Annotated in this window: 20 protein-coding genes and 3 tRNA genes; 9 read left to right on the top strand and 14 right to left on the bottom strand. The window is 67.0% G+C overall.

Annotation, left to right across the window (positions count from 1 at the left end):
• Nucleotides 1–6 precede the first annotated feature (6 nt).
• Genes AKJ09_RS39520 through AKJ09_RS39510 form a run of 3 tightly spaced genes read right to left on the bottom strand, consistent with a single transcriptional unit; the run spans nt 7 to nt 5467 of the window.
• On the bottom strand, nt 7–1689 hold the full coding sequence (locus AKJ09_RS39520) for a tetratricopeptide repeat protein (protein WP_146653003.1): 1683 nt from the start codon (nt 1687–1689) through the stop codon (nt 7–9).
• Entirely contained in the window at nt 1686–2825 is a 1140-nt protein-coding gene (hisC, locus tag AKJ09_RS39515; protein ID WP_146653002.1) for a histidinol-phosphate transaminase, read from the bottom strand. The genes AKJ09_RS39520 and hisC overlap by 4 nt, the downstream gene beginning before the upstream one ends.
• A gap of 35 nt (nt 2826–2860) precedes the next feature.
• A complete protein-coding gene (locus AKJ09_RS39510; protein WP_169928229.1) occupies nt 2861–5467 on the bottom strand; it encodes a Lon protease family protein in 2607 nt (868 codons plus the stop codon).
• A gap of 609 nt (nt 5468–6076) precedes the next feature.
• Here AKJ09_RS39510 and AKJ09_RS55765 point away from each other — a divergent pair.
• The 3 genes from AKJ09_RS55765 (at nt 6077) to AKJ09_RS39495 (ending at nt 10575) form a co-directional block, all read left to right on the top strand.
• Entirely contained in the window at nt 6077–8113 is a 2037-nt protein-coding gene (locus tag AKJ09_RS55765; protein WP_205633930.1) for an adenylate/guanylate cyclase domain-containing protein, read from the top strand.
• Nucleotides 8114–8340: 227 nt separating this feature from the next.
• Complete coding sequence (locus AKJ09_RS39500; protein WP_169928228.1) at nt 8341–8691, top strand: hypothetical protein; 351 nt, start codon at nt 8341–8343, stop codon at nt 8689–8691.
• Nucleotides 8692–9117: 426 nt separating this feature from the next.
• Nucleotides 9118–10575, top strand: a complete 1458-nt coding sequence (locus AKJ09_RS39495) for a hypothetical protein (protein ID WP_146652998.1) — start codon at nt 9118–9120, stop codon at nt 10573–10575.
• A 15-nt stretch (nt 10576–10590) separates the two neighbouring features.
• Here the strand turns inward: AKJ09_RS39495 and AKJ09_RS39490 are convergent, their stop codons facing one another.
• Nucleotides 10591–11505: a hypothetical protein gene (locus AKJ09_RS39490; protein ID WP_146652997.1), complete on the bottom strand. Its 915-nt coding sequence runs from the start codon at nt 11503–11505 to the stop codon at nt 10591–10593.
• Nucleotides 11506–11522: 17 nt separating this feature from the next.
• Nucleotides 11523–13067 (bottom strand): serine/threonine protein kinase, encoded by a 1545-nt coding sequence (locus AKJ09_RS39485; protein ID WP_146652996.1) that lies wholly within the window; start codon nt 13065–13067, stop codon nt 11523–11525.
• 505 nt (nt 13068–13572) lie between these two features.
• Here AKJ09_RS39485 and AKJ09_RS39480 point away from each other — a divergent pair.
• Genes AKJ09_RS39480 through AKJ09_RS39465 form a run of 4 tightly spaced genes read left to right on the top strand, consistent with a single transcriptional unit; the run spans nt 13573 to nt 17220 of the window.
• Nucleotides 13573–14574 carry a hypothetical protein gene (locus tag AKJ09_RS39480; RefSeq protein ID WP_146652995.1) on the top strand — a complete coding sequence of 334 codons (1002 nt, stop codon included), beginning with the start codon at nt 13573–13575 and terminating at the stop codon, nt 14572–14574.
• A complete protein-coding gene (locus tag AKJ09_RS39475) occupies nt 14571–15473 on the top strand; it encodes a hypothetical protein (protein ID WP_146652994.1) in 903 nt (300 codons plus the stop codon). The genes AKJ09_RS39480 and AKJ09_RS39475 overlap by 4 nt, the downstream gene beginning before the upstream one ends.
• Nucleotides 15474–15480: 7 nt before the next feature.
• Nucleotides 15481–16620 carry a glycoside hydrolase family 43 protein gene (locus AKJ09_RS39470; RefSeq protein WP_146652993.1) on the top strand — a complete coding sequence of 380 codons (1140 nt, stop codon included), beginning with the start codon at nt 15481–15483 and terminating at the stop codon, nt 16618–16620.
• Between the two features lie 12 nt (nt 16621–16632).
• The gene (locus tag AKJ09_RS39465) at nt 16633–17220 is read left to right on the top strand and encodes a hypothetical protein (RefSeq protein ID WP_146652992.1); all 588 of its coding nucleotides are present in this window, start codon (nt 16633–16635) and stop codon (nt 17218–17220) included.
• Nucleotides 17221–17232: 12 nt separating this feature from the next.
• Here the strand turns inward: AKJ09_RS39465 and AKJ09_RS39460 are convergent, their stop codons facing one another.
• On the bottom strand, nt 17233–18024 hold the full coding sequence (locus tag AKJ09_RS39460; protein WP_146652991.1) for a bestrophin-like domain: 792 nt from the start codon (nt 18022–18024) through the stop codon (nt 17233–17235).
• Between the two features lie 151 nt (nt 18025–18175).
• Between AKJ09_RS39460 and AKJ09_RS39455 the strand changes: the two genes are divergently transcribed.
• The gene (locus AKJ09_RS39455) at nt 18176–19636 is read left to right on the top strand and encodes a dihydrolipoyl dehydrogenase family protein (RefSeq protein WP_146652990.1); all 1461 of its coding nucleotides are present in this window, start codon (nt 18176–18178) and stop codon (nt 19634–19636) included.
• A gap of 4 nt (nt 19637–19640) precedes the next feature.
• Here AKJ09_RS39455 and AKJ09_RS39450 read toward each other — a convergent pair whose 3' ends face one another.
• Both AKJ09_RS39450 and AKJ09_RS54510 read right to left on the bottom strand, forming a co-directional pair.
• Nucleotides 19641–19973 (bottom strand): AgmX/PglI C-terminal domain-containing protein, encoded by a 333-nt coding sequence (locus tag AKJ09_RS39450; protein ID WP_205633929.1) that lies wholly within the window; start codon nt 19971–19973, stop codon nt 19641–19643.
• Nucleotides 19974–20165: 192 nt separating this feature from the next.
• A complete protein-coding gene (locus AKJ09_RS54510; protein ID WP_205633928.1) occupies nt 20166–20312 on the bottom strand; it encodes a hypothetical protein in 147 nt (48 codons plus the stop codon).
• On the opposite strand from AKJ09_RS54510, the gene AKJ09_RS55760 reads away from it, so the two are divergent.
• Nucleotides 20311–22776 carry a lipoprotein TP_1001-related protein gene (locus tag AKJ09_RS55760; RefSeq protein ID WP_146652988.1) on the top strand — a complete coding sequence of 822 codons (2466 nt, stop codon included), beginning with the start codon at nt 20311–20313 and terminating at the stop codon, nt 22774–22776. The genes AKJ09_RS54510 and AKJ09_RS55760 overlap by 2 nt on opposite strands.
• A 123-nt stretch (nt 22777–22899) precedes the next feature.
• On the opposite strand, the gene AKJ09_RS39440 is transcribed toward AKJ09_RS55760, so the two are convergent.
• From AKJ09_RS39440 to AKJ09_RS39415, 6 genes are all read right to left on the bottom strand, one after another.
• Nucleotides 22900–22973 (bottom strand) — tRNA-Asp (locus tag AKJ09_RS39440).
• 130 nt (nt 22974–23103) lie between these two features.
• Nucleotides 23104–23177: transfer RNA gene (locus AKJ09_RS39435), tRNA-Asp, on the bottom strand.
• A 112-nt stretch (nt 23178–23289) separates the two neighbouring features.
• Nucleotides 23290–23364 (bottom strand) — tRNA-Val (locus tag AKJ09_RS39430).
• Nucleotides 23365–23466: 102 nt separating this feature from the next.
• Nucleotides 23467–24408 (bottom strand): alpha/beta hydrolase, encoded by a 942-nt coding sequence (locus AKJ09_RS39425; protein WP_146652987.1) that lies wholly within the window; start codon nt 24406–24408, stop codon nt 23467–23469.
• 38 nt (nt 24409–24446) lie between these two features.
• Nucleotides 24447–25043, bottom strand: a complete 597-nt coding sequence (locus AKJ09_RS39420; RefSeq protein ID WP_146652986.1) for a TetR/AcrR family transcriptional regulator — start codon at nt 25041–25043, stop codon at nt 24447–24449.
• A gap of 217 nt (nt 25044–25260) precedes the next feature.
• Nucleotides 25261–26154 (bottom strand): LysR family transcriptional regulator, encoded by an 894-nt coding sequence (locus tag AKJ09_RS39415; RefSeq protein WP_240488775.1) that lies wholly within the window; start codon nt 26152–26154, stop codon nt 25261–25263.
• Nucleotides 26155–26192 lie beyond the last annotated feature (38 nt).

Raw genomic sequence — 26192 nt, 5'->3', positions numbered from 1 at the left:
GGTCACCTACTCGGTCGCGAGCGCTCGCTCGGCCGGCGTGCTGGCCACGGCCATGAGTCGCGTCTTGGCGGGCGCCACGTCTCCTCCGCCCTGCTTGGCGATCTCGACGCCGAGCGCGAGGAGCAGCGGGTTCGCTGGATCGACAGCCACGGCGCGGCGCACTCGTTCCGCGACATCGGGCGACGTCGGTCCCGCGAGGGCCACGCGTCCGAACGAGAATGCCACGATGGGGTCGCGATCGACGGCGCCCGAAAGGCGTGTGAGTGCGGTCTTCGTCGTCTCTGCGGTGGGTGCGGTGAGCGCCTGCTCGAGAAGCGCGTGCTTGGCATCGACACCGGCGCGAGCAGCCGCGGTCACCTCGGCATTTGCCACCATCGGCGGAGGAGCTTCGCGACGACGCGCGGCGAGCTCGATTCGCCATTCGCGAGGAAGCGCGCTCTCGGCGATCACCCCGCGGGCCGCGAGATCGACCACGAAAGGCCCGGCAACCGGATCGTGAGGCGCCATCGGCGTGCGCGTCACGTTGGCCAGCCACTCACGCGCGACGTCTGCCCCTGCCGCGGCCGTCAGACGTTCCGCGAACACGAGCGCGCAAAGCTCCGGCGGCTGATCGGTGATGCGCCGCAAGCTCTCGCCCGGATGGCGCGCCCCGCCCTTCTTCGCGCCTTCGTCGCGCTTGGCGATGGCCGCCAGCACCATGTGCGCTGCGCTCGCGCCCGGATCGGCATGAGCGACCGTGCGCGCGAGCGAGGTCGCGAAGGCCGCACGCTCGAACACGAGTGCACGCGCGGCGAGCTCTGGAAGCGAGACGTGTCCGCGGGTTGCTCGCGCGGTCGCCGCCGCTTCGTCTCCTCGGGAGAGGGCCTCGTCGACGGCAAGCCGAGCGACGGTGGCATCACGCGGCCCGTGCACGTCGAGCTCGCGCGGCGCGTCGGCCACCGCCGCCGCCACCTGACGAGCCAGAACGAGCTGCCCTTCGCCGAGCAGGTCGAGGGCACCGCGCTCGACCTCGGGGCTTCGCATCGGCGCGGTCGGAAGCAGACCGATGAGCGCTCGGGCCACGAGCCCCGCATCGCCACGGGCCTGGCCCCACGCGAGGAGCGCGTTCCACGCGTTTTCGTCGTGTCCTTGGGTCACCGTGAGCGCAATCGCCCGCTCGCGGGCCGCGGGCGTTCCGCGCCGCGCTTCGATCTGGACGAGAAGAGCCCCCAGACTCGCGCGCTTCGGATCCTCCTGCGTCGCGCGGGCCACGAGCTCGGCCGCTTCTGCGGTTTTCCCGCGCGTGAGCTCGCAGCGTCCTTTCGCGGCGAGGGCGCCCGCATACGACGCGTCGATCTTCAGCGCCTTCGAGAACGCGCGGTCGGCAGCGGAGTCTTTCGGATCGCGACGACAGCGCACGTCGCCGATTCGCGTCCAAACCTCCGGATCGTCCGCGTCGATGTCGGCCGCCTGCTCGAACGACGACAGGGCCGCGGAGAAATCACCGTGGCCCTCCGCGATCACGCCTCGCAGATAGTGGGCATACGCTTCCGGCTGAACGTACGGCCCGGGAGCGATCTGTCCGTCGTAGACGCGGACGACTTCGGCGCCAGGGCGGCAGCCCGAAGCGAACGCGGTCACGGCGCAGGCACCTGCGAGGAGCGCCGTCACGGCCCATGCTCGCTTCGGCTCTCCTCGCATCGTCGTCATCCCCCTAGCCCTGTGGCCGGCACCTTGCGAAGTGACTCGAGAAGGCGCGCGTTCTCGGCGTCGTTGCCGATCGTAATCCGAATCTGGGAGCCGAGGCGACCGCCGCCTGCATGGAAGCTGCGCACGAGAATCCCATCCTTCGCGAGGTGCGCGAAGACAGGCTCGGCCGGCCCAGGCGTCTTCACCCAGAGGAAGTTCGCCGAGCTCGGTGTCACGCTGAAACCCTCGAGCGCGTCGATCGCAGTCGCGAGCTCGCCGCGTGCTTTCACGATCGCGGCGGCCTCGGCGCGAACGGCGCTCCACGCATCGTCGTCTTCGAGCACGGCAGCCGCCGCCGCCTGGCTCGTGGCGCTCAGATTGAACGGCTGCCGGGTCTTGTCGATCTCCGTGACGAGCCCGGCGTCGGCCTCGAGCCAGCCGACACGAAGGGCCGCGAGGCCGATCTTGCTGAGCGTGCGGAGGATGCCGAGGTGCGGCTGCGTCGCACGCAGGCCTCGAAGCGAACCCTCCGCGGCATAATCGACGTAGGCCTCGTCGACGATCGCGAAGGCCGCGTTCTGCTCGGTACCGCACGCGGCAACCACGTCGCGCACGCGATCGTCGGACATGCGATTGCCCGTCGGGTTGTTCGGACTCGCGACGAACACGACGTTCGGCTCCATCATCGCGATGGCCCGCTTCGTCGAATCGACGTCGAGGTCCCAACTCCGATCGAGCGGAACTTCGACGGGCTTGATGCCATGGCACCGTGACGTCATGCGGTACATCACGAACGTGGGCGTGGGCGTCAAGACGACCGCCGGCGCGCCCTTCTTGCGGGGCACCGCGAGCGCATTCACGACCAGCGCGATGAGCTCGTCGGAGCCCGAGCCGAAGATGAGAGTGTCGGCCGGTGCGCCGGTGCGCTTCTCGATCGCCGCCTTCAGCCGGAGCGCACGCGGATCCGGGTAACGTTCGAGCTCGACGTGGGCGAGCGCCTTCGTGACGGCCTCGCGAATCGCGGGCGAGCGCGCAGGCGGCGCCTCATTGGCATCGAGCTTCACCTCGATGCCGGGCACGACGTGGGGAACGTAGGCGGTGAGCTCCGCGAGCTCCGGCCGAAGCAGCGCAGCGAGGCTCTCGACGACGGTTTTCATCTGGTCGAGACCGGAGTCTTACCGAAAACCGAACGTCACCGAGAGCGGAAGTCGCCTGCCTCGCTCAGATCGGCGTGGCTGACGTCTTCCATCGACTCGAGCGCAGGAGCGCCGTGCGAATGCTGAGCTTCGGCCGCGCGGAGGCGCTCGGCGATCTCGATGATCCTTCGCTCGACGCGTCCGAACACGCTCGCCGCCGGGAAGCGCCCCGAAGGATCGCGTTCTCCCGCGGGCACGCCCGTGAGGACTTCGACGCCCTGCGCGACGGTGTTGACCGCATAGAGGTGGAACTTCCCCTCCTCGATGGCGGTCGCCACGTCTTCGCGAAGCACGAGGTGCTCGAGATTCGGGCGCGGGAGCATGACGCCTTGCTTGCCGGTGAGGCCGCGCGCGCGACACAGCTCGAAGAAGCCTTCGATCTTCGCGCACACGCCGCCGATGGCCTGGATTTCACCAAGCTGGTTGACGCTGCCGGTGACCGCGATGCCTTGGTCGATGGCGACCTCGGACAGCGCGGAGAGCACACCGAAGAGCTCGCTCGACGAGGCGCTGTCGCCGTCGATCTCGCCGTAGCTCTGTTCGAACGCGATCTGAGCCTTCAGGCTGAGCGGACGCTCCTGCCCGAACATGCGCGCGAGATAGCCCCGGATGATGGCGACGCCCTTCGTGTGGATGGCGCCACCGAGCTGTGCTTCGTGCTCGACGTCGACGATGCCTTCGCGACCGAGTGCGACGACCGCGGTGATGCGCATCGGCTGGCCGAACTCGACATCGCCTGCAGAATACACGGAAAGGCCGTTCACGACACCGATGCGGAAGCCGTCGGTGTCGAGGGAGACCTCGCCGCGAATCGTGAGCTCGCGGATGTGACGCTCGGCAGCGCCTGCGCGTTCACGACGTTCACGCCAAGCGATCTCGATGTCCTCGGCCGTGACCACGCTGCCCGGCGGCGTCTCCGACGCACGGAACGGGCGCGGACTCTGGGACGTGGGGCCGCCCGGGTCCACCCAGTCGGCACCGCCGCTCGCCCGCGCCGACGCGAGCGCGCTGGCGAATGCCGCCGTCTCCTCGAGCGGAGAAAGGCTGAGTGAGAGCTTCTGACGATCGCCGGCGAGGCGCGTGGCCAGGTCGAGCAAGCGGGCGCGTGCGGAGCGATCGAGCTCGCCCCACTCGCGCTCGCGCGCCATGTTCGTGAGGTAGCCGTCGAGCGCGCGGAGGTTCTCGAGCGTGCGCGGGATCGACGGCTCGATCTCCACCTTCACGCGGAAGAGCGAGGCGAAGTCGGCGTCGGCGTCGAGCAGAGCGGCGTAGATCTCCGGCGGACCGACGAGCACGACGCGCACGCGGATCGGCGCCGGAACGGGCTTGAGCGTGGTCGCGTAGAGGCCGAGCGGACCGAGCGGATCTTCCGCACCGATCCGACGCTCGCGCAGAACGCGCTTCATGCGCTCCCAGATGATCGGATCGGTCATCAGGTCCGCGGCGCGAACGACGAGGACGCCGCCGGATGCGCGGTGGAGCGAGCCAGGGCGGATGCGCGTGAAGTCCGTGAGGAGCGCACCGAAGCGCGCGCGGCGCTCGAGGTACCCGAAGAGGTTCGGGTACGTCGGGTTCGTCTCGTAGATGACCGGAGGCGGCGCCTCTTCGTCGTGGGCGACGAGGAGGTTCACCTTGAAACGCCCGAGCCGGGTGGCGTGCTCGGGGTCGAATTCGGCGAGGTTGTGATCGCTGCCACCCTCGTCGTTCCCCTCGCCCGGCGTGAGTCCCTGCGCGTCGTTCTCGACGAAGTCACGCCAGTCGGCGATGAGCGCCTTCTCGACGTTGTCGAGATACTGGGTGACGTCGTCGCCGAAGTCTTCGAGGAGCTTCTTCACCTCGCCGCAGGCGCGACGGATGACGGCCTCCGAGAGGCGCGACATGGCCTCTTCGCGCGCCGCCTCGAAGCGCGCGTTCTGCTCGCGAACGAGCACCGCGGCCTTCTCGACTTCGTGCGTGAGGCGATCTTCGGCCTCGCCGAGCGCGCGTTTGGTCGACTCGTCGAGTGCGCCGAACTGCTCGGCCGAGAGCGGCTTGCCGTGGAGAATCGGGAACGTCTGCACGCCGCCCTGGACGGAGCGGATGCCGAAGCCGAGATTCTTCGCTGTCGACTCGAGGCCCGTCAGGACTTCGCGGTTCTTCGCATCGAGCTCGCGCGCGAGGCGCTGCGTGGCGCGGCGCACTTCGTCGTGCTGCACGAGCCCGGGGATCTCGTTGCGAAGGCGCTCGATGAGCGCGTCCATCGCGGCCACGAGCGTCGCCCCGGCGCCCGCGGGCACCGTGAGAGGCTTCGGTGCCTCGGGGCGATCGAAGTCGTGCACGTAGACGATGTCCGGGGGCGTCGGACGGCTCTGGGCGAAGCGCTCGGCGAAGCGGACGATGTCGTCCTCGATCATCACCTGCGGATCGGCCGACACGAAGACGTGGAAGCTCGGCTCGCGTGCGGCGAGCCCCAACGTCAGCGCGCGACGCGCCACGGTTCCGACGAGTTCGAAGAGCCCTCCGATCGCCTGGGGTTGCTCCGGCAGAATGGAGGGATCCGTATGCTGGGTGACGAGCTCGGGCGGGATCCGGAACGGATCGCGGCCGGAGCCGGGCGAAGGCACCGCGTTGGCATCGAGCCAGGCGCGGACGGGACCGCTGTACGACGGAGGATCGCTCGGGCTGCTGCGACGCAGCAGAAAGTCCGTCGGCGAGGGCGAGGAGCTCGGCGCCTCGATCCCGTTCCCGTTGCGATCGGGGGCGGCCGACGGGGGAGAAATGTGAACGGCCCCAGCCGCAGACCCGCCGCCTGTCCCCGCCGCGCTCCCGTTCGGCTCGGACCCCGGTAGCGACGCGCTCTGCGCCTGCTCGGCAGCTTCCGCTCGAGCTCCACCCTTCTCGCGCGCTTCGCGCGCAGCTTCCCTGGAAACCGACCGTGTGGAGGGACGCGAAGGAGCCTGGGCTCCCCGATTTTCGGTCGGGAGCTCCTTGTGACTCCTCGGCCCTACACCCCGTGAAGAACCTGACTTCCCGCGCTGGGCCATGCCTACCTAACCGTACCAGACCGCGAGGCAGATCAGTGCCAGATAAGCAGCACGTCGCATGCGCTCGACGTCACTGCCGTGTCGGACATCGGGATTTCCCGACGGAAGGCGGTCCCGGAACAACGATCGCGCTCGGTGCATCTTTCCCGCTGTGCCAGGAACACCGCTCACGTTACGATGCAGTCCGCGATGGCGCGTTTGATCCTCGCCACGGCCGAGGGGCAGCAGGCGATCGACCTCAGGCCCATCAACAGCCTGGGGCGGCATCCCAACAATTCGATTCAGCTGCTCGACAAGATCGTCTCGAAGGAGCATTGCATCCTCGAGCATCGTGACGGCGGCTTCGTGCTGCGTGACCTGGGCAGCCTCAACGGCACCTATGTCAACGGCGAGCGCGTTCGCGGTGAGATGCCGCTTCGTCATGGCGACGAAATCGCGCTCGGCTCGACACGCGCGCGGTACGACGACGGCGTCGGCCCGCCGATCGACTTCAACTCGCCCGTTCCGGCTCCCCATGGCGGCCACGGCGGCGCTTCACCCGCGCCGATCCCGTCGGGCGTCCACGCGCCTTGGAGTGCGAACGCGAGTCCGAACGCGAATGCCGCGCCGGGTGTGCCTTCCCACGCGCAGCCTTCCCACGCCCAGCCTTCAGCCCTGGGTTCGCCGCCGACGCCGAAAGGCCCGAGCGTTCCGCCGCCCGCAAGCCATGCGAATCATGGCCCCGGGATGATGGGGCCGAGCCAGGCGGGGCCGATGGGCACCATGGGGATGCCCCAAGCGCCTGGCGCCATGCGTGGCGGTCCCCCGTACGGCGGGCCTGCCGGTCCACTCCAGAGCCCCTACGGCCAAGGTGGCCAAGCTCCGCAGCCGCCGCCTGCCTATGGCGGGCCCGGCTCGCCCGCGCGTCATCCACAGGCGCGCCCGCCGAGCTTTGGTGGCACCCGCGTCGACGTGCTCGACTCTGCGCGCGCCATCGGCACGCAGATCGCCGCGCAGACGAAGGGCTTCGTCCCCTACGACCAGATCTCGCACGATCCGCAGCAGCTCCGCGTCGACTACGAGCGCCTTCGTCTCACGTGGGAGCTCACGCGCGACATCGGTCTCGAGCGCGATCTCGATCAGCTGCTCCACAAGATCCTTCTGTCGCTCTTCAAGTTCGTGAACGCCGACCGCGGCGTCATCCTTCTCCGCGAGAAGGACGGCACCCTGGCACCGCGCGCCACGCACCGACGCGACGGAACCGACGCGCCGATCCAGGTCAGCTCGACGATCCTCAACCACGTCACGACCGAGCGCGCCGCCGTCCTCACGCACGACGCGTCGATGGATTTTGCCTCTTCCAAGGGCAAATCCATGATCTTGAACCGCATCTCGAGCGCCATCGTCGTGCCCCTTCTTCACGAGAAAGAGGTCCTCGGCGCCCTCTGGCTCGACAGCGAGTCGCTCGCTCAGTTCCAGCAAAAGGATCTCGAGCTCGTCACCACCGTCGGCAACCAGGCGGCGATGTTCATCGAGAACAACCTGCTCGCGAAGAAGATCGAGCAGGAGATCATGACGCGCGAGCGCTTCAGCCGCCTCCTCTCGCCGAACGTTGCCGAGCAGGTGATCTCCGGCAAGCTCGAAGTGAAGAAGGGCGGCGTGCTCGTCCCCGACTGCACCGTCTTCAACAGCGACATCCGCGGCTTCACGCGCATGAGCGAAGGCGCGACCGCCGAAGTCATCAACGAGCTGCTCAACGAGTACTTCGAGCTGATGGTCGAGACGATCTTCAAGTACGAAGGCACGCTCGACAAGTTCATGGGCGACGGCATCATGGCCTTCTGGGGCGCGCCGATGACCCACCCCGACGACGTCATTCGCAGCGTGCAGTGCGCGCTCGATCAGATGGAGGTCCTCGGGCGGTTCAATCGCAAGCGCGTCGAGAGCGGCCACCCTGCCCTCGCCGTCGGCATGGGCCTCCACACCGGACCGCTCGTCGCCGGCTACGTCGGAAGCTCGAAGGCCATGAGCTACACGGTCATCGGCGACACGGCCAACACGAGCGCCCGCCTTTGCGGCATCGCGCTCGCGGGTCAGGTCATCGTGAGCGAGAGCACGTTGGCTCGCCTCGGACCTCGCTTCGAAGTGGAAGAGCTTCCGCCTGCCCATCTCAAGGGCAAGGAGAAGCCGCTTCGCATCTACAACGTGAAGCGCGAGAAGCCGAGCGCGGTCGCGCGCGTGGGCTGACAGCTGATCGGCGACGTTTCGCCCGCTCGAGCTGACACCCATTGGCTCAAGCAGGCCCACCCACGGTCGTGATGGGACTTTTGTCGCGCGGCGCGTCACAGCCAAGGCGCATCGCGAAGGGCCGAGCTCGCATCGCTTCTTCTGCACACGCGCGCGTTCGCCCAACGAAGCTTCGACGCGCGCTCGCGACGCCGCAGGCGGTACGGCCGATGCAATCACGGTCGTGCATGATCCCCCGCAAGACCAAGACGCAGGCCCGCAAGTTCATCAAGAAGGCGATCGCTGTTGCGCCGCTCGTCGCGTACATGCGCTCGCGCCGCCGCGCTCGCCTCATGCCGTTCGTGCTCGGTGCGATCGGCGTAGCGGCGTTCGGTGGTGCCGCCGCGGTGATGCTCCTCAGTCCACGCTCGCGCACGCGTGCGCTCGAAGCCGCGCGCGATGCCTACGACCGTGTTGCCGATCAGCTCGACACGATGGGTCTGGGCGACAAGCTCGGCATTCGTGCACGACGTGAAGCGCGCCTCGCGAACGGCCTCGTGTCCGAAGGCATCGATTACAGCGTGACGAGCGGTCTGTAGACCTCGCGCCTCCTCGAGTACACGTGCTCCGATCGCCAAGGAGAAGCAGACATGACGTCGATGAAGCTCGGTATCTGACTACGTGAGTCGGCCTGGCTCGATCCGCGTCGAGGGTCGAACCGGGACCGTTCCGGGGTTAGCTCGACCTCACATCGAGGTGCCATCGGCCGTGAGTGACGCGCTTGCGTCGTTCGCGGCCGTCGCCTTTCCATGCTCGCGCTCGCAGCCTTGCGAAACGTCGGCGTTGCCCCGCGCGAGCGAGCTCAGTGTGGCGCAGCTCTCCGTCGCGCTTCGAAACGCGCGGGGACCGCTTCGATCGGCGCGCGAACCTCGATGCCGAGAGATGCTCGGTGACGACGTCACCGCCGGTAGCAGTCGCCGCGGCTCATCGGTTCGGCCCGCGCGATGCAGTGGCGATGACTCGTCATGCTCCGCACCCGACGCTTTGCGCTCCTAGCGACCACAATCCTCGCTTTCGCCGCCGCATGCGACTCGAATTCGTCGACTGGTGGCGGCGATCCCAATCCGGTGGCGCAGCCTCCGGGCAATCAAGACCCGTCACCTGCGCCGGGCAACCCGGGTCCCGGCACGTCGCCGGATCAGCCAAAACCGTACGTCCACTACGACGTGAATCACGTGCTCTCGACGGGTCAGTCGAACTCGGTCGGCAACGAGGCATTCCCTCCGCTGACGATGACCCAACCCTACCGCAACATCATGTTCAACGTCGGCATCATCCCCGGCACGAACTGCGACGGAAACGGGTGCCGGGTCTACGAGAAGCCCACGTCGTTCATTCCGCTCACCGAAGGGGACTACTTCTTCGACTATGCGGTGGAAACGATGTCCGCAGGCATGGCGAATCTCGTCGGCAAGCTCGGTGCGGAGAAGTTGCTCGTCGGCAAACCCAGCCACGACCTCCTCGTGAGCCTCCATGGTCGAAGCGGGTACACCTACGCTTGCCTTCGCAAGAACGGGTGCGACTTCTTCGGAACGCCGAACCCCTACACCACGCCCTTCGACGACGGCATGAACGAGGTCTCCGACGCGATGGATCTCGCGAAGGCCGCCGGCAAGACATACGTGGTGCGCGCCGTCACGGCGATCCACGGCGAGAGCGATCACTACGCCTATACGATGGGCCTGGCCGAATTCCCGATGCCCGGCACCGACGGCACGTCGACAATCCAGAACTACGCCGACGCGATGCTCGAGTGGCAGCGCGACTACGACCGGGGCGTGAAGACCATCACGGGCCAAACGGACGACGTTCCGCTCTTGCAGCTCCAGATGTCCAACTGGAACGACGTCCCGCACAGTCAGATCCCGACGTGGCAGCTCGAGGCGCATACGCGCGCGCCCGGGAAAGTCGTGCTCGTCGGCCCGAGCTACATCTTCGAGTACGCCGGCGACTGCCTTCACTACTCGAACCACGGCGAGCGCCACATCGGCGAGTACTTCGCTAAAGTCTACGCGCGCATGTTCATCGAGGGACTCCCCTGGGAGCCCGTCCGCCCGAAGCAGGTCACGCTCGACGGCACGGTGGTCACCGCGAAGTTCTACGTTCCGAAGCCGCCGCTCGTGCTCGACGCCAACCGCGTCTCGAACCCGGGCAACTACGGCTTCGAGTTCTACGACACGAGTGGATCACCGCCCAAGATCACGGCGGTCGAGGTCGTCGGTGACGATACCGTCAAGGTCACCCTCGATCGCAAACCGAGTAACGGGGCGCGCCTCCGCTATGCGTACACGGCGGTGCCGCTCACCTGCCCGGGCGTCGAAAGTGGGCCGCGCGGAAACCTGCGCGACTCGGACGATACCCCGTCGAACAACAGCTACGAGCTCTTCAACTGGGCCGTCGTGTTCGACGAGCCGGTCAACTGACGGCGCGTTGCGCGCTCAGAATCGCCCCGTGAGTCCAGCGACACCACCGCCGGGCTTCGGGGCGACGAGCACCGTCATGGGAGGCGTCTTGAAGTGCTTGAGCGCCTCGAGGCTCGTCCCCTCCTTGCTCTTGTGAGCGCGGTGCGTGAGCCACAAGACCGTGGCCACTCCGAGCGAGAGAGCACCCGCGCCGAGCGCGATGTCGGCGGCGAGGAACTGGTGTTTCACCGAGTCGACCTGGCTCTGGTCGCAGCTGCCGAAGCACTCCTTCTCGAGATTGCTCCGTCGGTTGAGTCCGGTCAGACCGAGGATGGCGAAGGTAGCCACACCGGCGAGGCCCACGCCGCCGAAGACCCACGTGAGCGTGGGCGGACCCGACGACTCGCGCTTCACGGTCTCCTCGCGGAAGAGCGCGACTGGGGACTTTTGGAGCCAACTCACCGAGACCACGCGGGCCTTTTCGCCCTCGTGGACGATGATCGGCTGCTCGATCGGTTCGGCGTTCGCACGCTCGAAACGAAGCGTGTGGGAGCCGGGATCAACCGGGATGGCCTTGCCGTCGAGCTCGTGCGTGAGTGTCTCGCCGTCGATCGAGACGTGCACCTCGGTCACGTCCTTGCCGGTCTCGCCGGTCGCGGCGAACGTCAGCGACGGCATGGCGGCCTCGACCTCGGTGAGCCAGCGCATGCAATCAGGTTGCATCACCGACGGACACCGATCGCTCGCGCACGTGATGAGCGCCTCGCGCGCGCGACGCAGATTGCCCGACTTTCGCTGGGTCTGCGAGCTTCGATACGCCTCGGCACACACGGCCTTGTCCGGCTCGGCCGCGCGGGCGTTCGAAGGTACGGCGAGGGCCGTGACTTGAGCAAACGCGCTCAAGACCATCAGCAGACGCGATCGAAGGGCACCACGAGAGCCGAGCTTCATCTTCTTCGCTACCTCACTCACAGGCATTCCGGTTTGATCTGACGAATTCCATCGGGGCCGATCACGAACGGGTTGTCGCAACCAGCTTTGGCCGGCGCGGCCGTCGCCTTCGCGGTCGGCGGAGGCGCAGGAGCGATCGGCGGGGGCGCCGCGGGCTTCGGCGCAGGCGGCGGGGACGCGACGACGTGCTTCGGGGCCCACGCCGGCCGAAGATCGTTGCCTTTGGCCGGTGCGGAGCCATCGACGACGGACGTCGACGCGGACTCGGCCGGTGCGACGACCGACGACGCCGCGCTCGCTTGCGCAGTGACGACCGCAGGCCCCGCCGCTGCAGGAGCCGCCGCGGGCTCCGAGTCTCGCGGCCACGTCCGAAGCCCCACGAGCAGGAGGGCTGCGGTGAAGGCAATGAAGGCCGCCGGCATCGTCCAATTTCGCCGCGCCGGCTCGAACGGTGGGAACACGCTCGAAGGGCCCGTCGCCACCGGCATCGTGCTCGAGACGAGCGAAGGGAGCGTGGTGGGAGGCGCCACCATCGGGCCCGGCATGAGCGTCGGCGGCCTGGAAAGAACCACCGAGTCGTCGCCCGCAATCTGCCGCTCGATGGCCGACAGCTGCGAGAGGCGCACGTTCGCCACGTCGCGAAGCCAGTGCGCGACCTCGCGTGCGGGCGACGGCAGCATCGCCGCTTCCAAGGCGAGAGCCATCTCGCGTGCCGTTGCGAAGCGCGCATTGGGATCGGGCGACGTCGCTCGCGCGACGACGTCGTCGATGGCACGCGGCAGATCGGCGACGAGCGTGCTGGGGGGTGCCGGCGCCGTCAGCTCGTTTCTGGCGAGCTTCAGGAACAGCTGGTCGTTCGCCTCCCCCGCATGCCGGCGGCGAGACACGAGCAGCTCCCAGAGCATCACGCCGGCAGCGTAGACGTCCGAGCGCCGATCGATGGCGCCGCGCACCTGCTCGGGCGCCATGTACGCCACCTTGCCTTTGACGACGCCCTCGCGCGTGTCCTCGGCGCTGTCGATCGCCTTCGCGATCCCGAAGTCGAAGACGCGCGCAACGCCATCGCTGCCGATCAGCACGTTGTGCGGAGACACGTCTCGGTGCACGACGAGGAGCGGTTCGCCCGCGTCGCTCGTGGCCTCGTGCGCCGCATGGAGTCCTTCGAGCACGCCGCACATGATCGAAACGGCGACGGGCGCGGGCATCGGCCTCGGAAGTCCGCCCATGATCTTCTCGAGCGACTCGCCGTTGACGTACTCCATCACGAGGAACACTTCGGACTCGTCGGCCACGAAGTCGAACGTGGAGACGACGTTCGGGTGCTTCACGCGCGACGCGATGCGCGCCTCTTCGAGAAACATCCGCACGAAGTACGGATCGCGCGCACGCCTCGGATGCAAGCGCTTGATAGCGACGATGCGCGAGAACCCGACCGCACCATGCAGCCTTGCCACGTGAACCGCAGCCATCCCTCCGGCCGCGATTTCGTCGTACAGCACATAACGCCCGAGCGGGCGCGGATGCGCTGCGTGCGACGACTGTGGAGACTCACCGATGCTCATCCGATGTCCTGTCGAGTTGAAAACGATAAGCCCAGGCACCTTTTTATCAAACGAATTCGCAACGGATTACACATGAGCCGTTTCGAACGGGATTTTCAGTTGTCGAACAAATCAATCTCTCGCTCGCGCTAACAACGATTTCAAACTCGAACCAACGGTCACTCCCGCAAGCGGCGCCGTAGACGTCAACGCGTGCGCGTCGATGCGCGCGGACGACCTACGCGCGTACACCCCGGCAGCGGATCGAAGAGCGACTGGGCATTTCCCAACCGAACGGCGGCGCTCACGGCCCCGCTTGCGGGTCATCTACGCTTCCGCTGAACCATGTCTCGACGGAATCCCACGTCGTGAGCGGACGAAATGGCGACTTCCGACACCCCGCTCCGCCGATTCACCCCCACTCGAATCCGCGGTGCCGAATGTCATTCCGATTACGCACCTCATTGATTCGATAAGGTTTTCCCAACTTGCGCTAGTGCGATCCGTCGGGCAGCGTTTGCGCCCCATGCAGCACGAGTCGAGACATCGCCCGAATGCGTACGCCGTCATCGCTCTCGCCAGCTTGCTGACGAGCGCGGCCTTGACCGCGACCGCCTGCACGAACGACAACGACGGATCGACACCGGTTGGAACGCAGGAACCGACGACCCCCGCCGCCGACAGCGGCACTGGGAAATCCGACGCGAAGGCGCCCGATGCTGGCGATGCATCGGTCACCGACGCTGCGGCCGACGCCGCCGACAGCGCGACGGAAGACCCCGACGCCTGCGCTGATGGCGGCTGTGAACCGAAGACCGGATGCGCGGCCATTCCGGGGGCCGCGTTCTGCGACGACTTCGACAAGGACGACGCCCTCGATTCGGGAAAGACCAAATGGGATTTCCTCGAGCCAACGTCGCAACCGGTCCTCGCCCTTTCCAAGGCGCGCGCCGTCTCGCAGCCGAATTCGCTCCAATCCCAAATCATCGACGGCACGACGCCGGGCGCGAAGTTCGCAAAGACGGTCCAGAAGGCCGACTTCACGGAGGCCACCTGGTCGTACGACGTGTTCTTCGAGAACGTCGGAACGACGGACGGCTACTTCCTCGACGATTTCCAGTTCACCGATGCCGCCGGGCCCGACACCTTCGGCTTCCGCGTCGTGATGTTCGCGGACAACGCCTCGATCGGTCAGTTCAAGATCGAACACAATCAAACCGCCAACGGCGGCGATTACGTCATCGAAGACCCGATGCCGGCGGGAACGGTCCTGCTCGGCAAATGGCACCACATCGAGCAGACTGCCAAGTTCGCATTTGCCAATACCGCGGCCGATGCGTCTTCGACGGATACCGTCCAATTCACGCTCTCCGTCGACGGCAACGTCGCATTCCAGAAGTCGTACCCCGGCATCACACGTGCGCAGGCCACCTTCGCGCGCATCGCCGGCATGCCCCTCGTCTTCAACAAGGCCAATAGCGCCGGGCTCAAGATCTTCTGGGACAACCACGCCGTCGTTCTGAAATGACCGTTCGAATCCGTTCGCGCCTCATTCTGGCGGGGGCTTCGGCCTCCGCCCTCTTCGTAGCGGCCTGCTCGCTCACGGGCTTCGACGGTTTCGTCGGTCCGAAGAAGCTGGGCGCCAGCGACGATACCTCGCTTCCCGAGGACGGCGACGCATCCAGCGACGCGTCCTCGGCCGATCCCGGCGCGGCGAGCGATGCCGGCGCGGACTCGGGGCCCACCTCCGAAGTGCCGCCATCCTTCGTCGACGGCGGCACGTTCTGCGCCCAGGCCCCGAACTCCACGGCCACGTTCTGCGACGACTTCGACGGCACGCCGCTCGACGTGAAGTGGGTCCGCGAAGGGGTCTTCGCGAATCTCTCCACGGCATCGCCGAGCTCGGCGCCGAACGACTTCTTCATGAACGCGCCCGCCAATACGGGCATCGGCACGTTCGTCTCGAAGATCACGCGCAGCTTCGTGGTTCCGTCGACGAACCTCGTGGTGGCTTTCGACTTCAACCCGGAGAAGGTCCACGACGGCACGGCGGCGCTCATGCTCGCGGCGCTCGAGTACCAGAAAGGCACGGCGAAATACTCGCTGCGCCTCGTCTACGGAAACGGCGCCGTGCGCCTCGAGGAGTCGGACCTCGTCGCGCCGCCGAACAACAAGGACACGTACCATCCGTACTTCAACGTGCCGCTCGGCAAGTGGACGCGCGTCAAGCTCGACGTCGTCGCCTCCGGCAACAATCCGGGCGTGACCGTCTCGCTCGACGACGTCGCCGTGGGACTCCGCGAAACCATCACGCCGACGCCGGGCCTCGATCCCGTCCCCACCCTCATTCTCGGTGCCGTGTTTGCGGCGAACCCCCAGTCCGGCTGGGCGCTTCGCTACGACAACGTCACCGTGAACTATCGCTGAAACTTCGATGCGCACGCTCTCTATCGCCCTCCTCGCCGTCGTGGCGACGAGCACCGGATGCACCACCGGTTCTTCCGCAAAGGCCCGGGCCGATCGGCCCGACGCGACCGTCCCCGACGGAACGTCACCCATGCGCGACGCCGGCCATCTTGGGGACGCGGCGCCTACCCCCACGGACGCGGGAGCGGCGACGCCACGCACGTACACGAATCCCGTCTTCGCCGGAGACTTCGCCGATCCCTTCATCCTGCGCGTCGGCGAGACGTTCTACGCGTACGCCACGAACAACGCGTCGAAGAACGTGCAAGCGGCCGTGTCGACGGACCTGGCGTCGTGGACCGAGCTTGCCGACGCCCTGCCCGCACTTCCTGCGTGGGCGAAGGCCAACGCTTCGCTCACGTGGGCGCCTTCGGTGCTCGCACGCGGCTCGCGCTACGTCCTCTACTACACGGCTCGGAGCACCGCTTCGGGCTTCCAGTGCATCGGAAGGGCGATGGCCGATCGTCCCGAAGGGCCCTTCGTCGACGAGAGCGACGCACCGCTCATTTGCCAGGTCGCCGGCGAGCAAGCGATGTGCGGCTCGATCGATCCGAGCCCCTTCGTCGACGACGACGGCAATGCATTCTTGCTCTGGAAGAGTGACGAGAACGCCGAGCCCTGCCGTGCGGACGCGCGGCTCTGGTCACAGAAGCTCGCCGCCGATGGCCTCAGGCTCGAGGGACTTCCCAGCGCGCTTCTCCGTCGCGACAAGACCTGGGAGCAGCCGCTCATCGAAGGCCCGAGCATGGCGAAGCACGACGGCAAGTACTACCTCTTTTACTCGGCCAACTGGTGGGAGAGCCCGAACTACGCCGTCGGCTATGCCACGTGCAGCGGTCCCGTCGGTCCGTGCGAGAAGCAATCGCTCGACGCTCCGCTCGTGGCCTCGCGCGACGGCGCCCTCGGCCCGGGGGGCCAGGAGTTCTTCACCGACACGAGCGGCACGCTCTGGATGGCTTACCACGGTTGGTCGAGCCCGATCGTCGGCTACTCGAACGGCGGCGCACGCGCGCTCCGCATCGATCCGATTTCCTTCGCGGGAGGTGTCCCTACCCTCGCGGGCCCCACGACGACTCCTCAAGTCATCAGGGCGACCAAGGGCAGCTGATCGGAGGACCCCATGACCGGAGACAACTCTGCACGCGACGTGAACGACGATCCGGACGAACGGGAGACGCTTCCGCCACCGCCCGGTTCGAACGACGCGTATAGCGCCCCCACGCGGCTCGCGACGATGCCCGAGGCCGTCCTCGCGTCGATCCGGAGCGAGGGCCCGGAGTCGACGTCACCGAGGCGCACGCAGAGCGGAACGCGACCGTCCGTCCCCCGCGTGGCCGGGCCCGAGGCTCCGGAGAGTCAGCCGTCGTCCGGCGCGATGCCGGCACGGCCACGCTACGAACCGATGGCGCAAACGCCTCACGAGACGTGGTTGGCAACGCCGCCGAAGACGTTCGTTCCGGTGCCCCTCCCGCCTTCGGGAACGGTGATGCCGCAAACGCGATGGGAGAGCAGTCCGCCGAGCGCTCCGAGCTCGTTCCCGCCGCCGGCGGTGTCCGCGCCGCCGCTGCCGACGGCAGACACGTCGATCACGGCGTATCGAGCGCCGCGCTCGTCGGGACTGCTTCGTTCCATCCTCGTCGTCTTGGTGTTCGCGCTTCTGGGTGCACTCTTCGCGGCGGCGACCACCCTCCTCGGCCGCCATCACTGACGCGCGCGCGGCTTACTCGTTACGGAGCATGTGCGCGCGCACGCTCAGGAGCGCGTCCACGTCGACGCGGATGAGGCCCTGCCGTGGTCGGTCGAGGTCGAGGATCGTGAAGATGACGATGCCGACCAGCGCGGCGAAGATGACCCACACCGGCAGGTTTCGGACCGCCTTCAACTTGGTGGAGAAGCCGACGAGCGCGCTCGCGAACAGCGTCGAGACGAAGAGCATCATCAGGATCGTAATCGGAACGCGGTTGCGCCGCGCGGCACGCTGCTCGGCCGCGACGTCGATCACCTCGTTCAACGACTGGAGAAGCAGTGCGATCGTCAAGTCCTTCGGGTCGCGATGCGCCTCGTCGACGGCCGCGTGCCAGAGCTCGGTCTGGAGGCGCTCGCTTTCGACGTCGATCGCCACGAGACGGTCGTCGGTCGCGGGGGTCGTCGCGTACTCGATACGCGCCTCGATGTACTGACGGAACAGCTGCCGTACTCGCACGCGCGCGCCGTCGGTGAGTGCCGCGCTTCTCAGGTACGCCGTATCGATCGCATTGGCCTCGCGCCAATTGATCTTCAAACGATCATCGTAGCGCTCGGCGGAGAAGGAAAACGAGAACGCCAGGAGGAGACCGAGAAGCCCCATCACCGTGGTCTTCACCAGGCTCGTGGCTTCTTCCTCTTCGCCGTGTTTGTGACCGCGCGCGACCCAGCGACGCCCCAGCCGGTGACCGATCTCGATGGATACGAGGGTGCTCAGCACGAGCACGAGCGCGACGAGTCCTGCGGGGAAATGGTAGACGACCTTCATCGCACTCCGGCCGGCGTGACGCAGCGCTTGGTGATCGGACGCGGTGCGCCGGCCTCTCCCAACCGAGCGCCAGCATTCGTCGTGCCCACGAGCGAGCCCAAGCACGCGGTCGTCGCATTGCGGCCGCGCTCACGCTCCCAACATTGTGGGCATGCGAGTCGTCGTGATCGGTGGAGGTCCGGCAGGCCTGGCGGCGGCGCTTCGCGCAGCCGAGCTGGGTGCCGAGGTCACGCTGCTCGAGCGCGCTCGTCTCGGCGGCATCTGCTTCGAACAGGGTCCCGCCCCCGTGCGCGCACTGGCACATGCGGCGCGTCTCGTACGTGACTCGACGACGTGGCCTCAGTTCGGCCTTCGCGGGCCGCACGCGGAAGTCGACATGCACGCCGTGATCGAAGCCGCACGCGTCACGGCAGCACGCATCCATGAGTCGAAGAACCTCGAAGGGTACGCGCGCGCGCGGGGCGTGACGGTCGTGCAGAACGCCGGCGCATCGCACTTCGTCGACCCACGGACCGTGCGCACCGAGCGCCGCCAGATCTTCACCGCCGATCGCTTCGTGATCGCCACCGGCGGCCACAGCCGAAGCCTCACCATTCCGGGCAACGAGTACGCCTCCTCCTACGCCGAGCTCTGGGCGCTGGAAGAGCTCCCGCGACGTATCGCCATCGTCGGCGGCGCGTCGACGGGTTGCCAGCTTGCCTCCGTCTTCATCGACCTCGGCGTCGAAGTCACGCTGGTCGAAACGCTCGATCGCCTGGTGCCCGCCGAAGACCGTGACGTCTCGCTCGGTCTCGAGCGCACCTTCCGTGCGCGCGGCGTTCGCGTCTCCACCTCGGCGCGCGTCGAGCGCATCGACCACACGAGCGAAGGTCTGGTCCTCAAGTACCACACCCCGCGCGGGGTCAGCGAAGCCGCCGTCGACGTGGTGGTCTTCGCCATCGGCTGGCCTGGCAACATCGACGAGCTCAACCTCGCCGCCGCCGGCGTGCGCACGTCGGGCAGCCACATCCGTGTCGACGAGCAGCTGCGCACGACGGCCCCTCACGTCTTCGCCGTCGGCGACATCAACGGGTTGAGCATGCTCGTGCAGAGCGCAGCTCTCCAAGGACGCGTCGCCGCCGAAAACGCCGTACTCGGGACGAGGCGCACCTGGGAATCGATCCCGATCAGCTCGGGTTGCTTCACCGATCCCGAGTACGCGAGCGTGGGTCCGACGGAAGATCTGGCACGCCGCAGAGGCCCCGTCGCCGTGGCGCTCGTTCCTTACGATCAGCTCACACGCGCCGTCGTCGACCACCACACCGACGGCTTCTGCAAGATGATTGCGGATCGCCAGAGCGGCCAGCTCGTGGCCGTCCACGTCCTCGGCGAGAATGCGTCGGAGATCGTCCAGATCGGGAGCACCAGCATCGCGGCCGGCCTCACGGTCGAGCAAATCTCGGACATCCCCTTCGCCTACCCGACCTACGGCCAGGTCATCGCGCTCGGCGCACTACGCCTCGCCCACGAGCTCGGCCGCCTCCCCCGCGGACGCACCTGGGACAGCACGGAGATGAGCGACGTCGATGGCACCCGCGACACGGGCCCGATCTCACACTCGCACGCGCCGTAGACGCTCAGTTCCCCGGGTGAAAGACGATCGGGTAAACCACCCTCACGATGCCACCGTTAGGCTCCGGAAATCTGAGCATCTTCAATCTCGCCGCGACGCAAGCGGTAACTTCGGCGTCGGGAAGAGGAACGTCGCCTGGGCCCGTGGAGCCAACGGCTGGATCGCTCACGGGCACGGCGTCGGAGACAGTGCCGTCTTGCTCGATGACGAAGCGCGTGGCGACCCGGCCCTCGAGCCTTGCGTTGCGAGCGAGCCCCGCTTCGTAGCATTTGCGCATGCCGTCGAAGTTCGCGCGAACGATCTTTTGGATCAGCGCGGGCTCGAGCCGTCCGTTCACGTGTTTGGCGTGGCTGGTCGAGCTCGACGCCGGGGCGGCACCTGGATGGGGCTCCGAACTTCCGACGGAAGAGGGAGGAGCGCTCGTTGCCCCTCCGCAAGCGGCCAAGAAGCCAATCGACGCGCAAGCAAGCGCCGTTCGTCGAACCGGGTACATGAGTAGCGGCAGTGTCGGACCCGGCCTTGCTCGATGTCAATCGGTCGTGTCGTTCTGCAACCGGGATGGCTTGCAGTAGCGATGCGGGCCGAGGAGACGGCCTCCGACACGCGTCGTGACGTCGAGCAGCACGCATTTCCCCAATCGCGCGCCGCATTCTGTGCTGCTCTGCGACGCTGCCATGCGTACGAACTTTGCGCTCCCTTCCGTCCTAAGTGTCTTCGTTGGTCTTGCGCTCGTCGCCGGCTGTAGTGACGATCCTTCGAGCTCGCCGGCTTGTGGTGACGGTCAGCTCGGCGACGGCGAACAGTGTGACGACGGCAACACGGCCGACGGCGACGGCTGCTCCGCCACGTGCACGCGCGAAACCGGCATCGTCGCCGCCCCCGATGCCGGCAAGCCTGACTCGAGCACCCCCGATGCGAGCACGCCCGACGCGAGCACACCGGACGGTGGCGCGGATTGCAGTCCGGCGTGCCCAGCCGGCGAGTTCTGCGATGCGGACAAGACCTGTCGCGTGTGCAACGCCACACGAGGCTGCGCAACCGGCACCGTTTGCGACACCGCTGCGAATGGCGGCGCAGGGGCCTGCAAGGTTTGCGTGTCCGACAACGACTGCCCGGGGAGCCAGACCTGCAGGACCGATGGGAGCGCGTGCGAGGGCTGCACCGACAACGCCTCGTGCACCGCGGAAACGCCCATCTGCAAGACGACGAGCACGCCCTCCGCCTGCGTCGAATGCACGGCCACCGATTCCAAGCGTTGCGACGCTTCGAAACCAACCTGCGCGAATGACTTCTGCGGCTGCACGGCCGACACCGACTGCATGGCCGTCGCCAACAGCGCCAAAGACTTCTGCGATAGGGCGGCGAACGCGGGACGTGGGCAGTGCGTGGTCTGTTCGACCGACAGTCAGTGCCAATCGGTCGACCCGAACCGCCCAGTTTGCGACGGCACGGCAGGCTGCATCTGTCGTTCGAACGCAGATTGCACCCTCGATCAGCTTTGTGGCGGTGGCTCGCAAGCGTGCGAAGCAGCCCCCATCGCCACGACACGCAGCCAGACGAGCGCTCAGCTTCAAGCCACCATCGCAGCGCCCGCCGGCCCGGTCGATGTCGAAGTGACAGGAGCATTCGTCACCTATCTCAAACCCAGCGTGGCGGGACCGTCGGCCTCCGAGCCCGTCGGCTTCTTCGTTCAAGCGGAGGCGGCGGGCCCCGCGCTGTTCGTGACGGATCCGACGGCGTCCGCGCGGATCCACGTCGGCGATCGCATCTCGTTCACGGCGACCACCAAGGCGATCATCGGCGAGCTCCGTGTCGTGACGGCGGTGACCAACCTCACCGTGATCAGCAGTGGGCACCCCGTCGGCAATCTCGCCACGGCAAAACCCGCCGGCCTGAAGGTCGATCGTTCCGCCGATGCGAGCGCCGTCCTCGTCAGCGGTTTGAGCGACGTCGAGTCAACACTCGTCAGGCTCCAAGGGAAGATCGTCGGCGGCGCCGAGCTCGGCACGAGCTTCACGAGCTACGCCATCACGACCCCGGGAATCACGAGCGCGACGAACAACCTCCGCCTGCGGCTCCCCACGGCGATCGCAAACGAGCTCGACCCCACTCAGGGCTGCGATTTCTCGATGAACGCCGGAGTGATGTATCGGACGAACGGGGTCGCACAACCGTCGACGTTCTCGGCCGCCGACGTGACTGTCACCAATTGCCCTGCGCCGAAGCTCGTCAGCGCCAAGGCAGCGTCGCCGATGCAAGTGGTGCTGACGTTCGACCGAACCATCGCCGAGCTCAGCATCACGAACGTCATGACGCAGTTCACGTTCGACAACGGCCTCCTCGCGAACGCAGCGGTCGTCGCGGGGAATACCGTCACCCTCACGACCGGCCCCCAGGCCGGGGGCACGCTCTACAAGGTGACCGTCGCATCGAGCGTGACGGACAAGACGGGGAACCCGGTGTCGGCTGCGAACAACAGCCAGACGTTCAAGGGATTCGCACCTCGCGCCGTGCTCCGCATCACCGAAGTGGGGCCGACGATGGCTTCGAACAAGGATCTGGTTGAGCTCGTCGCGATCACCGGCGGAACGGTCAACGGGTTTGTTCTCCAGCAGGACATCAATAGCCCCACGGTCCTCGGAACCTTCCCTGACGCCGTCGTCGCGACGGGCGACATCATCGTGGTCCACATGGGCGCGACCACCGACAGCGAGACCACCTCGAAGAATCAGTTCCCAGCGAGCGCCACCGCTGAGAACTACGACACGGCCTGGGACTTCAAGGGCGGGACGACGGGCATCACGTTCTCGAGTCGCCTCATCCTCGCGCTCGATCCTGACGGCGCCATCCAAGACGGCGTCGCGTTCCACAGGTACCCGGGTACGCCGCCGGGCGCTTACCCCAACAACCTCCAAGCGCTCCAGGCTGTCGGCCACTGGCTGCCGGCCGACTGCGGAGGAGCGCTCTGCACGACAAACAGCACGCCGACGGCGATGGAGGTGTCGGCCGACTGGACGGCAATGCCGGCGACGAACGCCACGACGACGAGCAACACCATTCGGCGAGTCTCCGTCACCGACACGAACACCAAGGACGACTGGGCCGTCGGCCCCCAGTCGTGGGGCTTGCCGAACCCATAACGCGACCGTCGCCTGCTCTCCCGCGCGAGCGCTTGCTCGTGCGGGGAGCTGCGCAGGAGCAACACGCGAACAAAAGCCAAAGGCCCCGACCACGTTCGTGATCAGGGCCTTTGAGCTTTCTTGCGGGGCGGACGGGACTCGAACCCGCGGCCTCCGGCGTGACAGGCCGGCGTTATAACCGACTTAACTACCGCCCCAAGAAGCGTGACGTACTGCCTAAGTAAGAGACTGCATAAGAAGAGACGAGGCCGAGCGCCCTCAAAAACAGAGCGCTCACTTAGAAGGAAAAGCCCCAACCACTTTCGTGATCAGGGCCCTGCTTTCTTGCGGGGCGGACGGGACTCGAACCCGCGGCCTCCGGCGTGACAGGCCGGCGTTATAACCGACTTAACTACCGCCCCAAGAAGCGTGACTAGTGACTAAGTACTGGTGACGTAAGACTAAGAAGAGCGAGACTAAGTACCCTGGCCTGCGAAGTCTCGTTGATGCCTTGTAAACCAAAGCTTCCGAGACTGGTAGGCGGGACAGGGCTTGAACCTGCGACATCCGGCTTGTAAGGCCAGCGCTCTACCGCTGAGCTACCCGCCCAACCCGGTGAACGCGAAGTACCCCAGGCCGAGCATCTTCGTCAACAGAATCGCGAGTTCGGGATCGCATTTTCTGTTCAGGGGTTCCGTGAAAGCTCGGCCGTCAACGACGGTTTTCGCGGAAGAACAGCTCTCCGTCGAGCGTCGCCGCGAAGGAGCCGTAGGCGGCGGTACGCCCTTCGGTCGCGAATCGGACGGCTTCCTCGAGCACGGTCGGGTCCTTGAGGATGCGGTAGTGGCCGAGGCCCGCCGTGGCCATGAGACGGCCCTGGGGTGCGGAACGAGCAATGGCTTCCCCATCCCCCTCCGGCACGACCTTGTCGCCCTTGTCGTGGACCACGAGGACGGGCGCGAGGACCTTCGACGCGTCGGCGCACGCGTCGAGCTCGTCCAGGGCCATGCCGTACCGGCGCTGGAGCCGGCCGACCATGCCCGACTCGATGCCCTTCGACAGCTCCAACATCTGGACGAACCCGGCCGCGAAGCGAGCCGGCCCGATGGGCGGGGAAATCAGCACGAACCGCCGCGGCTCGAAGCCGAAGCGCGTGGCGAGCAGCGAGGCGGCCGCGCCCACGGAGTGCCCGATGACCACGTCCACGCGTCCCACGTAACGGGCCACGGCATCGACGGCGCGAGCATGGTCGACGACCGAGCCCCGACGCGAGCGCGTGTCGCCGTGCCCGGGGGCATCGAAGGCGACGACGCGGAAGCGCTCGCGTAGGAGCGGCTCGGCGAAGCGCGCGAGCTGCGAGCCACGGCCTTCCCAGCCGTGGACGAGGAGCGCAACGTCGGTGCCCGCCCCCCAGGACCATGCGGGGAGGAACCCGTCGTCGTAGGGCACGCGAAACGCTCGCGCGGAAGAGAGCGCATCGACCTCCCAGCTCGGCCGCTTGTGCCGCTGGGCGGTCAGGAAGAGCTCCTCAGCTACGAGCGACGCCAGCTCGGGCGCATGGGGAGTCAGAACACGTATCCCCAGCCGCGCAGCTCGAAGGCCTACCGGCAAAGCACGAACGGTCGTTCTATTTTTCGAGTGCGACGTAGCCATGTTCTCCTCCTTTCGAAACCTTTCCGTGTTCGCCCGCGTCAGGCTCGGACACGCGCGTCGGCGATGATGCGCTCGAAGGCGACCCTCGCCCGCTTCTCCGCGCCCTCGGGATCGACGAGCCGACGCAGGAAGTGATAGCCGTACGCGATCGAGTAGACCTCGTGCGCCAGTTGCTCGGTGTCGAGGTCGGAGCGAAAGTGCTTCTCCTCGACCGCGATCTTCGCCGCGCCCGAGAGCGTCGACAGCCAATCGCGCTGCGCCGAAACGAACCGGTCCCGCGCCGGCCCCGGCTTGTCGTCGAGTTCGACCCCTGCGGCCACGAAAATACAGCCACCAGGCATGAAGTCGGCTTTCGACCACGCCAGCCAGTTGTCGATGAGCGCGCGCAGGCGCGGCTCTCCACGAGGCTTCTTGAACGCAGGCGTGACCACGAACGCCACGAAGCGCTCGGCGGCCTCGTCGAGGATGGCAACGGCGAGGTTCTCCTTCGAGGCGAAATGCGCGAAGAGCCCGCTCTTCGACATTCCCACCTCGTCCGCAAGCCGGCCGATGGTGACCCCCTCGAGCCCCACTTGGGTCGCGAGTGCAAGGGCCTTACCGAGCACGGCGCTTCTGGTTTCCTCCCCTTTTGCCATCCTGATAAAATAGAACGCTCGTTCGATTTGTCAAGGCACCGGCTCGCGGAACGACCTCCAAACGCGGCCCCCCGCCTCAGAGAACGCTAGCGGACTGGAGCACGGCCTTCAAACGTGGCGCCAGAATGCTCGCGGTCCACGGCGCACGCGACGAACCATGACGCAGGTCGTTCGAGCGCCGGCGTTCGCCACGTCCACGAGCGGATGACAGGACGCCCTACGCCCCTCCCCTTCGAGACTTGCGGAAGAACCAGTCGACGGCGGCACGAACCCGTGACGGAACCAACCTTCGTGACGGATAGACGATGAAGATCTCGCGCGGCTCGAACGTCCGTCCTCGGACGCCGAGCAGCGTGAGCGCGTTCTTTCTGGCCGTCAGCATCTCGAGGGGCGCGCAGACGATGCCGAGCCCTCGGGTCGCGCCCTCGACCGCCACGCGTGGATCGTTCACGAGAATGCGCGCGCTAGGCCTGACGTCGTCACGCGTGCCGTCTTTGCGTCGAAGGCGCCACGCCCCGCGCCTCGAAGTGACCAACGCCGGGAGTTGGACGAGCTCGTCGGCGGTGATCTGCGTGCGACCACGAAGCGTGTCGTCCACGAAGCGCGGCGAGGCGGCGAGCCCGTACGGAAACGACCAGATGCGACGCGCCACGAGGTCGGCCCCTTCCACGGGCCCGATGCGAAACGCGAGATCGAAGCGATCCTCCACGAGATCCACGATGGCGTTCGTCAGCTCGAGCTCGACCGAGACCTTCGGATGCGCCTTCGAGAACTCGAAGAGCAGCGGCGCGACGTGGGATGCGCCCGTCACCACCGGTGCGGTCACGCGAAGCGTTCCGGCAGGCTCCTCTTCGCGATCCGCCGCAGCGTCGAGCGCCGTCGAAAGCTCGTCGAAGAGCGGGCCAACGCGTTCGAACAGCCGCGCGCCGTCAGAGGTGAGGCTCACCTTGCGGGACGTTCGTTGGAAGAGCCGGACGCCGATCGCCTCCTCGAGCTCGGCAATATGGCGGCTCACCGTGCTCGTCGGAACGCCGGTTCGCCGCGCGGCCTCGACGAAGCTCCCCTGACGAGCAACGGCGACGAAGAGCCGGCCACCATCGAGGGAAATCATCTCATTTTTGGGATGAACCATCCCGTATCATCCCATGG

Source organism: Labilithrix luteola, assembly GCF_001263205.1.
Classification (GTDB): Bacteria; Myxococcota_A; Polyangia; order Polyangiales; family Polyangiaceae; genus Labilithrix; species Labilithrix luteola.
This window is presented reverse-complemented; position numbering and strand designations above follow the sequence as displayed.